This is a genomic window from Rhodopseudomonas palustris, from assembly GCF_034479375.1.
Taxonomy (GTDB): Bacteria; Pseudomonadota; Alphaproteobacteria; order Rhizobiales; family Xanthobacteraceae; genus Rhodopseudomonas; species Rhodopseudomonas palustris_M.
Map to the genome: position 1 here is coordinate 234,634 of NZ_CP140155.1, position 12,347 is coordinate 246,980.

10 protein-coding genes are annotated in these 12,347 nt (G+C 64.8%); 8 read left to right on the top strand and 2 right to left on the bottom strand.

The window, feature by feature from the left end; all coding sequences use genetic code 11:
• Positions 1-96 precede the first annotated feature (96 nt).
• On the top strand, positions 97-2,463 hold the full coding sequence (locus tag SR870_RS01095; protein ID WP_322516213.1) for an efflux RND transporter permease subunit: 2,367 nt from the start codon (positions 97-99) through the stop codon (positions 2,461-2,463).
• An 86-nt stretch (positions 2,464-2,549) separates the two neighbouring features.
• On the opposite strand, the gene SR870_RS01100 is transcribed toward SR870_RS01095, so the two are convergent.
• Positions 2,550-3,047 (bottom strand): hypothetical protein, encoded by a 498-nt coding sequence (locus tag SR870_RS01100; protein ID WP_322516214.1) that lies wholly within the window; start codon positions 3,045-3,047, stop codon positions 2,550-2,552.
• Between the two features lie 409 nt (positions 3,048-3,456).
• Between SR870_RS01100 and SR870_RS01105 the strand changes: the two genes are divergently transcribed.
• The 7 genes from SR870_RS01105 (at position 3,457) to SR870_RS01135 (ending at position 11,011) form a co-directional block, all read left to right on the top strand.
• Complete coding sequence (locus SR870_RS01105) at positions 3,457-3,699, top strand: hypothetical protein (RefSeq protein WP_322516215.1); 243 nt, start codon at positions 3,457-3,459, stop codon at positions 3,697-3,699.
• 237 nt (positions 3,700-3,936) lie between these two features.
• Positions 3,937-4,815: a squalene synthase HpnC gene (gene hpnC / locus SR870_RS01110; RefSeq protein ID WP_322518374.1), complete on the top strand. Its 879-nt coding sequence runs from the start codon at positions 3,937-3,939 to the stop codon at positions 4,813-4,815.
• Positions 4,812-5,651, top strand: a complete 840-nt coding sequence (gene hpnD, locus SR870_RS01115) for a presqualene diphosphate synthase HpnD (RefSeq protein ID WP_322516216.1) — start codon at positions 4,812-4,814, stop codon at positions 5,649-5,651. Before hpnC ends, hpnD begins: the two co-directional genes overlap by 4 nt.
• Positions 5,651-6,907 carry a hydroxysqualene dehydroxylase HpnE gene (gene hpnE / locus SR870_RS01120; RefSeq protein WP_322516217.1) on the top strand — a complete coding sequence of 419 codons (1,257 nt, stop codon included), beginning with the start codon at positions 5,651-5,653 and terminating at the stop codon, positions 6,905-6,907. Before hpnD ends, hpnE begins: the two co-directional genes overlap by 1 nt.
• Before the next feature lie 40 nt (positions 6,908-6,947).
• Positions 6,948-8,912 carry a squalene--hopene cyclase gene (gene shc, locus SR870_RS01125; protein WP_322516218.1) on the top strand — a complete coding sequence of 655 codons (1,965 nt, stop codon included), beginning with the start codon at positions 6,948-6,950 and terminating at the stop codon, positions 8,910-8,912.
• Complete coding sequence (locus SR870_RS01130) at positions 8,909-9,667, top strand: phosphorylase (protein WP_322516219.1); 759 nt, start codon at positions 8,909-8,911, stop codon at positions 9,665-9,667. Before shc ends, SR870_RS01130 begins: the two co-directional genes overlap by 4 nt.
• 321 nt (positions 9,668-9,988) lie before the next feature.
• A complete protein-coding gene (locus SR870_RS01135) occupies positions 9,989-11,011 on the top strand; it encodes a S41 family peptidase (RefSeq protein WP_322516220.1) in 1,023 nt (340 codons plus the stop codon).
• Between the two features lie 162 nt (positions 11,012-11,173).
• On the opposite strand, the gene hpnH is transcribed toward SR870_RS01135, so the two are convergent.
• Complete coding sequence (hpnH, locus tag SR870_RS01140; RefSeq protein WP_322516221.1) at positions 11,174-12,340, bottom strand: adenosyl-hopene transferase HpnH; 1,167 nt, start codon at positions 12,338-12,340, stop codon at positions 11,174-11,176.
• Between the last annotated feature and the right edge of the window lie 7 nt (positions 12,341-12,347).

Consider the following 12,347-nt stretch of genomic DNA (forward strand, 5'->3'; position numbering starts at 1 on the left):
GCATGCCGTCCTGGAGGAGCGTTCCCCGAGCGCGGCGATGTCGCAATCGTGCCCGATATCTTGCTTTATTGAGTGATCGTCAGAACGGAACAGCGCATGCTGCATAAGAACGTCAAAGATGCCGAAGTCGATGAACTGAATCGGCGCAGGGTCAGCATCGCCTTCGGGCTGGAGCGGATGGGGCTGATCGCGGTGCGCGCGCCGATCCTGTCCTGCGTGATCCTCGTGGCTCTGATCGTCGGCGCGATCTTCGGCATCCAGCGCATCAAGATCGACGATTCGCTGAGCCAGCTATTCCGGTCCGACACCAAGGAATTCCATCAATACGAGCAGGTCACCAAGCGCTTCCCCTCGTCCGAATTCGACGTGCTGGTGGTCGTCGAAGGCAAGAATCTGCTCGCGCGCGACAATCTCGAGAAACTGCGCGATCTGGTCACCGACCTGCAACTCGTCGACGGCACCCGCGGGCTGATCTCGCTGTTTTCGGCACGGCAGGCGCCGGAGCCCGGCAAGCTGCCGGCCGCGCTGTTTCCCAACGATCTGCCGGAAGGCGAGGCCTACGACAAGTTCATCGAAACGGTGAAGAGCAACGAGATCATCCGCGGCAAGCTGTTGTCGGAGGACGGCTCGCTGGCGCTGATCGTGCTGTCGCTCGACCCGGAGGTCGTGGGCAACAACAAGCTGTCGACGACGATCGCCGAGATCCGCAAGGTGATGGCCGAAGATCTCGAAGGCACCGGCCTGTCGCGACAATTGTCCGGCGTTCCGGTGATGCAGCTCGAAATTCGCAACGCGGTCGAGCGCGACGGCCTGATCTACAACATCGCCGGAATTCTCGCCGGCTGCATCATCGCGATCCTGTTCTTCCGCAAGATCTCGTTCATGGTGGTCGCGGCGTTTCCGCCGCTGCTCGCGATTCTGCTGTCGCTCGGCGTGCTCGGCTGGACCGGCTTCAGCCTCAACATGTTCCTGAACGTGATGACGCCGCTGATCATGGTGATCAGTTTCGCCGACTCGATGCAGCTCACATTCGCCGCGCGTGACCGGTTGATCGCCGGGGAGGACAAATACACCGCGTTCCGCAACGCCGTGCTGGTGGTCGGTCCGGCCTGCGTGCTGACCCACGCCACCGCCGGCATTTCCTTCATCGCGCTGCAGTTCTCCGATTCCGATCTGATCCGCGCGTTCGGCGAGGCGGGCCTCGTCGCCACCGTGATCGCGCTGATCGCGGTGCTGTCGCTGGTGCCGGTGTTCGGCGTCCTGCTGGTGCGCAACGAACAGGCGTTCGCCGCCAAGTTCCAGAGCGCCGATCTCGGCGTCAACGCGCTGCGCCGGTTCTGTGCCTTCATCGCGGTGCGGATGGTCGGCCGGCCCGGGCTGTTCAGCCTGCTCGCGCTGCTGCTGGTCGGCGGCCTCGGCGTGATCTACGCCAATCTCGAGCCGCGCTATCGCCTGGCCGATCAGGTGCCCGACAAGCAGCAGGCGGTGCAGGCCAGCGACCGGCTCGACGCCAAGCTGACCGGCGCCAATCCGATCGACGTGCTGATCGAATTCCCCAAGGGCCAGACGCTGTATTCGCCGCAGACGCTGCAGACCATCGCCGATGTCCACGCCATGGTCGAGAAGCAGGCCGGCGTCGGCAACGTCTGGTCGCTGGAGACGCTGCGTCGATGGCTCGCCGAGAAGGCGCACACCGACGATGTCGCGACGCTCAAGGAATATGTCGACGTCATCCCAGAGCATCTGGTGCGGCGGTTCATCTCGGCCGACCAGACCGCGGTGGTCGTGTCCGGCCGCGTGCCGGATCTGGATTCCAGCGAAATCCTGCCGGTGGTGCAGAAGCTCGACAAGGCGCTCGACGCCGTGCGGCAGAAGCACCCGGGCTACGAGGTCGCGGTCACCGGCCTGTCGGCGATCGCGGCGCGCAACAGCGCGGACATGATCTCCAAGCTCAACCACGCCCTGACTATCGAGTTCGTGTTGGTGGCGATGTTCATTGGACTGGCGTTCCGTTCGGTGGTGGTCATGCTAGCCTGCATCCTGCCGGGGATCTTTCCGGTGGTGCTGTCGGGCACGCTGCTGTGGGCGATCGGCGAGGGGCTGCAGTTCGCCAGTGCGGTCGCGCTGATCGTGTCGTTCGGTCTCGGACTCAGTGCGACGATCCACTTTCTCAACCGGCTGCGGCTGGAGAGCTCGCCGGGCACCAGCGCCGCGGTCGCGGTCGAGCGCGCCACCGTGCTGGTCGGGCCGGCGCTGATCCTGACCACCGTGGTGCTGGCCTGCGGCCTCGGCGTCACGGTGTTCTCGGATCTGCCGTCGCTGCGGTTGTTCGGCTGGCTCAGCGCGTTCGCGATGGTGGCGGCGCTGATCGCCGACCTCTTCATCCTGCGGCCGACCGCGATGTGGCTGATCAGCATGGCCGAGCGGCTGCGCGGCGGCGGCAAGCCGGGGCCGGTGGTGTAAGTTCGAGGCCGTTCGACGCCTCTCAAACCAAAACCCCTCGGACCTGCCGGTCCGAGGGGTTTTTCGATATTGTCAGGTGAGAGAGATCAGCCGCGCGTCATGCTGATGTTGACGCCGCGGATGTCGCCCTTGGAGCTGATCGCGACCGATTGCTTGTTGCCACGGGTGGTCAGCGAGATGCTCGCGGCGAAGCCTGCGGCCTCGACGAACACTTCGATATTGCCGCCGCCGGCCTTGCCCTGCAGATTGCCGTTGATGTTGCGGCTGGCCTCGCTCCAATTGCCGGAGATCCGGTCGCCGTTGCTGGCGACGTCGGCGGTCAGATCGAACTTGTAGCTGTCGCTGGCGCAGCGCAGCGTCTGCGCGAGCTGCTTGCCGCCGCCGCCGACCTTGTAGGTCGCCTTGCAGCGAATCCGCTCCTTCGAGCCATCGGACAGAGCAACCGTGCCGGTGCCCGACCACGCACCTTCGAATCCGGCGAACGGCCCATCGGCGTAGCTGGCCGAGGTCGACAGCAGCATCGCCGCCGCGACGGCGGCCGCCTTCGAGGCACGAAGCGAAGATGATGACCGAAGCAGTTTCATTCTTGTTGACCCCTGAAAATTCTTGCCGAAACGACGCTTCGCCGCATCAGCCTGTTAGTGTCGTTGCGCAACGACAGGTTCAAATCAAATAGTATTGCGGTTTGTTCCCCGCAAACCCGGACGCGATCGGGGAGGGCGGTTGTGGCCCGCCGGACACTTCGCGTAACGCCGCGGAATCTCGCTCAATTGTCGCAAATGCGCAACGTTGCGCCAAGAAATGCGACATGGTTTCGCGATATTTGAAACATCGTCGCAACTGTCGCAGTATTGGCGCGAATTTGGCCGCATTTGCGCGGCCAGATGGCGGCTTGCACATTCGTGTCGATCGAGGCTTGACGGCCGGTCCGGGCGTCGCTTTGACGTTGATCGACGAACGATATCGAATTCCCCAGCATCTCGAAGGAAGAAAATGCAGAAGACTTTGGTTGCGCTCACGCTGCTGCTCGTCTCGATGTCGACCGGCGCCGATGCCCAACAGCAGCAACAGCGCAGCGGCACGGCAGAAGAGCAGGCCGCCTGCTCACGCGACGTGTCGCGTCACTGTCGCAAGCTGATGGATCAGGGCGATTTCGCCATCCTGGCCTGCCTGAAGGAGAATCGGCCGAAGATCAGCCGCGCCTGCAACCAGGTGCTGGTCAATCACGGCCAATGATCGCCGGCGCCGGCCGGGGAGGGTGTCCGAACATCCGCCTCGCCGGTGATGCCGTGACCCTGGGCCGTGGCGGCTCTGGACAATCGGCGTCAATACCGTTGGTTTAACCGGCGGTTTTCCCTTATATGGCGTCGCGAACGGACCTGCCCGGGATGCCGGGCAGGTCCGTTCGCGACGTTTCCGTGCCTGAAATCAGTCGGAAACTTCCATGTCCGAAACAAGCGTTGGCCGGTGCCGATGACGTCTGCGAGTGAACTGCGATCCGGCAAGACCCACCGGGACGAGAATTTTCCGGTCGCGTCGTGGATCATCCATCCGCGGCATCGCGAGCTGATTCTGGCGTTCTACAATTTCGTCCGCACCGCCGACGACATCGCCGATCATGCGATGCTCGATGCCGCCACCAAGCTGAATTACCTCGATCTGCTCGAGGCCGAACTGCTCGGCCGCGGCGCGACCCAGCCGGAGGCGGTCGAACTGCGGCGTGCGCTGGCCGAGCGGGGGATGCCGCCGCGTCATGCGCTCGATGTGCTGATCGCGTTCCGGATGGACGTCACCAAGCTGCGCTACGAGGATTGGGACGAGGTGATCCATTATTGCCGCTATTCGGCGATGCCTGTCGGTCGCTTCATGCTCGACGTCCATGGCGAGAGCACCTCGACCTGGCCGGCGTCGGACGCGTTGTGCGCCGGGCTGCAGATCAACAATCACCTGCAGGATTGCGGCAAGGATTATCGGAACCTCAATCGCGTCTACCTGCCGCGCGACGCGCTGGATGTGGCAGGCGCCAAGGTCGAGGAACTGGGCCATCTGAAATCCTCGCCGGCGCTGCTGCGCTGCCTGCAGGGGCTCGCCGAACGCACCGACGTGCTGCTCGGCGAAGGCCGGCCGCTCGCCGCCGAGATCAAGGATTTCCGGCTCGGCCTGGAAGTCTCGGTGATCCAGGCGTTCGCCGATCGCATCGTGGAAATGCTCAAGCTGCGCGATCCGCTCAGCGAACGCGTGCACCCGAAGCCGATCGAATTCCTGTTCTCCACGATCGGCGCGGTCGGATCGGAGATCGCCCGTCGCACCTTTGGAAAGGGGCCGGTCTCGAACCCGGCGCCGCGCGCATGACCATGCAAGCCACGTCGGAACCCGCCGAGCACCAGGGCGTCGCGGTCGGCAGCTCGTTCTACGCCGCGATGCGCATCCTGCCGCGCCCGCAGCGCGAGGCGATGTTCCAGGTCTACAGCTTCTGCCGCTACGTCGACGACATCGCCGATTCCGACGAACCGCGCGACGTGCGGGCGGCCGGTCTGCAGCGCTGGCGCGACGATATCGACGCGCTGTATCGCGGCGCCCCGCCGCCGCGGCTCGCGGACTATCAGGGCTCGGTCCGGGCCTTCGGCCTGAAGCGCGAGGACTTTCTCGCGATCATCGACGGCATGGAAATGGACGTCGCGGCCGACATTCGCGCGCCGGCCGACGCCACGCTCGATCTGTATTGCGATCGCGTCGCCAGCGCGGTCGGGCGGCTGTCGGTACGGATCTTCGGGCTGCCCGAGCAGGACGGCATCCTGCTGGCGCACCATCTCGGCCGCGCGCTGCAACTCACCAACATCCTGCGCGACATCGACGAGGATGCCGGCCTCGGCCGGCTGTATCTGCCGCGCGAAGGTCTGCTCGCCGCCGGCATCACCAGCGTCGATCCGACGACCGTCGCCGCGGATCCGGCGGTGCCGAACGTCTGCGCGCCGCTGGTGGCGCGCGCGCTCAAGCACTTCGACGCCGCCGATGTGGTGATGAGCCGCAATCCGCGCCGGGTGGTCAAGGCGCCGCGGATCATGGGCAAGTACTATTTTTCGATCCTTCAACTCCTGATCGCGCGGGGCTTCGCGCCGCCGCGCGCGCCGGTCAAGCTCGGCAAGGCGTCGAAGATCGCCATCCTGCTGCAATACGCGATCGTCTGATGCCCAAAACTGTTCACGTCATCGGTGCTGGAATCTCCGGTCTCGCGGCCGCCACGAAGCTCGCGCGCGAGGGGCTGACCGTCCACGTCCACGAAGCGATGCAGCAGGCCGGCGGCCGCTGCCGCTCCTATTTCGATGCGCAGACCAATCTCGTGATCGACAATGGCAATCATCTGCTGCTGTCGGGCAACCACGCCGCGTGCGACTATGCGCGGTCGATCGGCACCGAGGCCGGGCTGGTCGGGCCGGAGCGCGCCGAGTTCGATTTCATGGATGTGAGATCGAATGCGCGTTGGAAGCTCGACCTCGGCAGCGGCCGGCTGCCGATGTGGCTGTTTGATGCCAGTCGCCGCGTGCCCGACACCTCGATCGGGGATTATCTCGGACTGGCGCCGCTGCTGTGGGCGCCGACCACCAAGCTGATCGGCGACACCATCCCGTGCCGCGGTCCGCTGTACGACCGGCTGGTGCAGCCGCTGCTGCTCGCGGCGCTCAACGTCGACCCGCCCGAGGGATCGGCCGGGCTTGCGGGCGCGATCGTGCGCGAGACGCTGCTGGCCGGCGGCCATGCCTGCCGTCCGCTGATCGCCCGCGACGGCCTCAGCGCGGTGCTGGTCGAGCCGGCGGTCGAACTGCTGAAGCGCGGTGGCCCGGGCGTGCAGTTCGGCCACGAATTGCGGGCCTTGGCGCCGTCCGGCGACCGCGTCGGCGGCCTGGATTTCGGCGGCGAGGACGTGGTCGCGGTCGGCCCGGACGATGCGGTGGTGCTGGCGGTGCCGCCTCGGCCAGCGGCCTCGCTGCTGCCGGGGCTGAAGACCCCGCAGGCCTACAGGGCGATCGTCAACGCCCACTTCAATTACGCGCCGCCGGCCGGGATGCCGGCGCTGACCGGGGTGATCGGCGGGGTTGTGGAATGGCTGTTCGCCTTCCCGAACCGGCTGTCGGTGACCATCAGCAATGCCGACCGGCTGGTCGACGCCCCGCGCGACCAGCTCGCCGCCTCGATCTGGGCCGAAATCTGTCAGGTGGCTGGAATCACGGCGAATCTCCCGCCGTGGCAAATTGTCCGCGAGCGTCGGGCCACCTTCGAGGCTACACCGGCGCAGAATGCCCTGCGTCCGGGGCCGGTCACCCAGTGGAAAAACCTATTCCTCGCAGGCGATTGGACTGATACGGGGTTGCCGGCCACCATCGAGGGGTCGGTGCGGTCCGGGAACCGGGCCGCAGACCTGGTGCTGGCGCTGGGTCAGGCCTGAGCGCGAGCGCCGGCCGACAAGCACGGAGACTAGCAAGTCAATGAATTTCGGCAATACCAATCCGGGTGCGGAGCGCGGCAGGACGCTCGACGCCTCGATCGATGCGGCGCGCGCCGCGCTTCTCGGCTATCGGCGCGATGACGGCCATTGGGTATTCGAGCTCGAGGCCGATTGTACCATTCCGGCCGAATACGTTCTGCTGCGGCACTATCTCGGCGAGCCGGTCGACGCCGTGCTGGAGGGCAAGATCGCCGTCTATCTGCGGCGGACCCAGGGCGCGCATGGCGGCTGGCCGCTGGTGCACGACGGCGAGTTCGACATCAGCGCGACGGTGAAGGCCTATTTCGCCCTGAAGATGATCGGCGACAGCATCGACGCGCCGCATATGGCGCGGGCGCGCGAAGCGATCCTGTCGCGCGGCGGCGCCATCCACGTCAACGTGTTCACGCGGTTTCTGCTGTCGATGTTCGGCATCCTGACCTGGCGCAGCGTGCCGGTCCTGCCGGTCGAGATCATGCTGCTGCCGATGTGGGCGCCGTTCCACCTCAACAAGATCTCGTACTGGGCGCGCGCCACGATCGTGCCGCTGATGGTGCTGGCGGCGGTGAAGCCGCGCGCCGTCAACAAACTCGATATCGGGCTCGATGAACTGTTCCTGCAGGACCCGCAATCGATCGGCATGCCGGCCAAGGCGCCGCATCAGAGCTGGGGGCTGTTCACGCTGTTCGGCTCGATCGACGCGGTGCTGCGGGTGATCGAGCCGCTGATCCCGAAGAAGCTGCGCAATTACGCCATCGGTCGCGCCGTCGCCTGGGTCGAGGAGCGGCTGAACGGCGAGGATGGGCTCGGCGCGATCTATCCGCCGATGGCCAACACCGTGATGATGTACAAGGTGCTCGGCTATGGCGAGGACCATCCGCCGCGTGCCATCACCCGGCGCGGAATCGAACTGCTGCTGGTGATCCACGACGACGAGGCCTACTGCCAGCCCTGCGTGTCGCCGATCTGGGACACCGCGCTGACCTGCCATGCGCTGCTGGAGTCAGGTGGCGCCGATGCGGTCGGGCCGATGCGGGGCGGGCTCGACTGGCTGGTGCCGAAGCAGGTGCTCGACCTCAGGGGCGACTGGGCGGTGAAGGCCCCCAATGTCCGGCCCGGTGGCTGGGCGTTCCAGTACAACAACGCGCATTACCCCGATCTGGACGACACCGCGGTGGTGGTGATGGCGCTCGACCGCGCCCGCCGCGACCAGCCGAGTGCCGCCTACGACAATGCGATCGCGCGTGGCCGCGAGTGGATCGAGGGGATGCAGAGCGACGATGGCGGCTGGGCTGCCTTCGATGTGAACAACACCGAGTATTATTTGAACAATATCCCGTTCTCGGACCACGGCGCGATGCTCGACCCGCCGACCGAGGACGTGACCGCCCGCTGCGTCTCGATGCTGGCGCAGCTCGGCGAGACCCCGGAGACCAGCCCGGCGCTGGCGCGAGGCGTCGCCTATCTGCGCAAGACCCAGCTCGCCGAAGGCTCGTGGTACGGCCGCTGGGGCATGAACTACATCTACGGAACATGGTCGGTGCTGTGCGCGCTGAATGCCGCCGGCGTCGACCATCAGGATCCGGCGATGCGCAAGGCGGTCGACTGGCTGGCGTCGGTTCAGAACGCCGACGGCGGCTGGGGCGAGGACGCGGTCAGCTATCGGCTCGACTACAGGGGCTACGAAAGTGCATCGTCCACGGCGTCGCAAACGGCATGGGCTTTGCTAGCATTGATGGCTGCCGGGGAAGTCGATCATCCGGCGGTGGTGCGCGGGGTTGAGTACCTAAAAACCACACAGACCGAAAAAGGCGTGTGGGACGAGCAGCGCTACACCGCTACAGGCTTTCCGCGGGTGTTTTATCTGCGATATCATGGCTACTCAAAGTTCTTTCCGCTCTGGGCGATGGCGCGGTACCGGAATTTGAGAGCCACGAACAGCAAGGTCGTAGGGGTCGGAATGTGATTCTGGGGGCTAGGGGCGACGCGGCCGCGGAGCGAGATCCGCGACCGGTTCTGATTGTGACGGGGCTGATCCAGGAAGCGAAAATCGCTGAAGGGCCGGGTCTCACGGTCATCTGCAGCAGTAGCGATCCGAAGCAGTTGCGCCGGATGATGGCGAGCTTCGATGCGTCGTCGATCCGCGGCGTCATCAGCTTCGGCGTCGCCGGCGGGCTCGATCCGTCGCTGAAAGCCGGTGATGTCGTGATCGCGACCCAGGTTGTGGCGGGTGAACGTCGCTGGGCCTCGGAAGTTTCCTTGAGCGACGAATTATTGCGAAGCGCCGGACTTGGACGCCAGCGCGTGGTGCGCGGCGGTCTGGTCGGGGCGGAGCAGGTCGTGGCGGCGCGTGCCGCCAAGGCCCTGCTGCACCTGGAGACTGGCGCGGCCGCAGTCGACATGGAAAGCCACATCGCCGCCGATTACGCCGAAGCGGCCAGGCTGCCGTTCGCCGCGTTGCGCGTGATCAGCGATCCGGCCAGCCGCAGCCTGCCGCAGATGGTGTCCACCGCGATCAAGCCGAACGGCGATATCGACCTGCGCAAGGTTCTGAGTGGGCTGGCGCGTCACCCGACGTCGATCCGGTCGCTGGTCTCGACCGGAATCGACTTCAATCGGGCGCTCCGCAGCCTGCGCGGCTGCCGCAGCTTCGTGCTTGACGCCGTGATTGGCGGCGGCGGCGGCAGCAGCAGCGGCGGCCTCGTCGCGGCGGATCTCTGACAGCGTCTTCTGGACCTGATCAGGAAGTCCACTGAGCAGGCCGCAGCTTTGTCAGATCCAAGGCCGGACCGCGCCAGCGACTTCGGTCGGGTGTAAGGCGCGGCTTGGCCTCGCGGTTCGGTGATCGATTGTCGCCGACACGGGATCCCCCTCGATCGCCTCGGATTGCAGATCTTGAAAGGCCGTTTGGCGAGACGCGTGTGCGGCATTGGCTGACTGCGGCTCATCGGTGCTTTTCGAATTGTGAGGGTCGGGTATGGCCCAATGCCGATAACGGCGTCATAAATTGGCCCCGGAACGGGCGCTCACTGCGGTGAGTTTGTGAACAGCAGAAAGATCCAGATGCTGTCTCCGCGGTCGTCCTTCCTCATTTCGTGCGTCGCGACCATTGCCGCGATCGTCACGGTGGCATCCACCGCAAATGCCGAGCTGGTTTCCGTTAGCGCCAAGCACTCGTCATTGGATCGGACAACCGTAAGTAAGGTGATCGGCGGCATCGCGCTCGAATTGCGGGAAGGCTATGTTTTCCCCCATTTGGGAGTGCAGGCGGCGGATGCCGTGGAGAAGGCATTGAGAGACGACGTCTATGCTGGCGTCACCGATCCAGCGACGTTCGCGCAGCAACTGACCGAACAACTCCGCGCGATCACCAAGGATACCCATATGCGGGTGATCTTTGGCTCGCCGTTCGGCAGTCAGCCTCCGCCTGCCGCGCCGCAGGATGCCGGTTTCGAAGTGAAGCGGCTGGAGGGAAATGTCGGATACATTCACTTGGCGCGGTTTGTTCCGCCCGAGATTTTCAGGCCCGCTGCTGACGAAGCCATGCGCGGTTTGGTTGATACTGCGGCGCTCATCATCGATATGCGGGACAATGGCGGCGGACATCCGGCATCCGTGGCCTACCTGATCAGTTTCCTGCTCGACCCGGCCAAGCGTGTTCATATCAACGATCTGATCTGGCGAAATCGGGGGATGTCGACGTTCAGAACGGAATCGTTCTGGAGTTCTCCGACTCCGGTGAACTATATCGGCAAGCCCGTCTATGTCCTGGTTGGGCCGAAGACCTATTCGGCGGGAGAGGAATTTGCCTACGATGCGCAAGCGCTCCATTGCGCGACTGTCATCGGCGAAAGAACCCGCGGCGGAGCAAACCCGGGCGGTCTGAAAGACCTTGGTTCCGATCTGTTCGTGGTCGTGCCGACTGGAAGGGCGGAAAACCCGGTTACGCACGGCAATTGGGGCGGGATCGGTGTGCGGCCCGACGTTCAGGCTACGCTCGAAGCCACCAAGGAAGTTGCCGTCGCGATGGCGAAGGGCCAACCCGCTCCACCAACGGCGCAGTGACAGAACGGTGTCGGCCTGCGGGTCGCATCTCTGCGGTGCCGCGTCTCGAAAGAACGTTCGCCATTCGCGAAACGAATTTTCGATAAATTCAGATCATCAATTGCCGACAAAAAACGCGGCTCGATGGCCGCGTTTCTTCTTGAGTGAACCGATGACTGCAGCTCAGGCCGCGGTGGAGGCCTGCGGTTGCGGCTGATGCTTGGCGGCGGCCGCTGCGGCCTCGTCGCGGCGGATCTCTGACAACGTCTTCTGGACCTGCTCGGTGAAGATGTACTGAGCCGGACGCTGGTTCGACAGATCGATCTCGGGCGCCATCGGCCCCGAGGTCCGGATCCCGCGCAGCGCGACCCACGCCGCCTTCAGCGGATTGTTGAGCGACGCCGTCGCGGCGGTCGGCTCGTAGCCGCAATGCGCCATGCAGTCGGCGCACTTCTCGTATTTCCCGGTGCCGTAGGAATCCCAGTCGGTGGTCTCCATCAGCTCCTTGAAGGTCTTGGTATAGCCTTCACCGAGCAGATAGCAGGGCTTCTGCCAGCCGAAGATGTTGCGCGCGGGCATGCCCCAGGGGGTGCATTCGAACGACTGGTTGCCGGCCAGGAAGTCCAGGAACAGGCCGGAATGCATGAAGTTCCACTTCTTGCCCTTGCCGAGTTCGAACACCTTGCGAAACAGGTTCTTGGTGTTGGTGCGGTTCAGGAAGTGTTCCTGATCCGGCGCCCGCTCGTAGGCGTAGCCCGGTGACATCGAGACGCCGACGCCCAGCTCCGCGGTGAGGTCGAGGAATTTGGCGATCTCTTCGGCCGGATGGTTGTCGAAGATCGTCGCATTGACGTTGACGGTGAAGCCCTTGGCCCTGGCCGCCTTGATCGCCTTCAGCGCGCGGTCGAACGTGCCGGGCTGCGACACCGCCTTGTCGTGGTGCTCCTTGAGGCCGTCGAGATGCACCGAGAAGAACAGATAGGGCGAGGGCTCGAACAGATGCAGCTTCTTCTCGAGCAGCAACGCGTTGGTGCACAGCGACACGAATTTCTTGCGCGCCACCAGGCCACGCACGATCTCACCGATCTCGCGATGGATCAGCGGCTCGCCGCCGGGGATCGCCACCATCGGCGCGCCGCATTCTTCGGCCGCGTCCCAGCATTCCTGTGCACTCATGCGGCGATCCAGGATGGCGTCGGGATAGTCGATCTTGCCGCAGCCGACGCAGGCGAGGTTGCAGCGGAACAGCGGCTCCAGCATCAGCACCAGCGGGTAGCGCTTGCGGCCCAGCAGCTTCTGCTTGAGCAGATAGCCGCCGATCACCAGCTCTTTGTGAAACGGTATTGCCATTACGTGT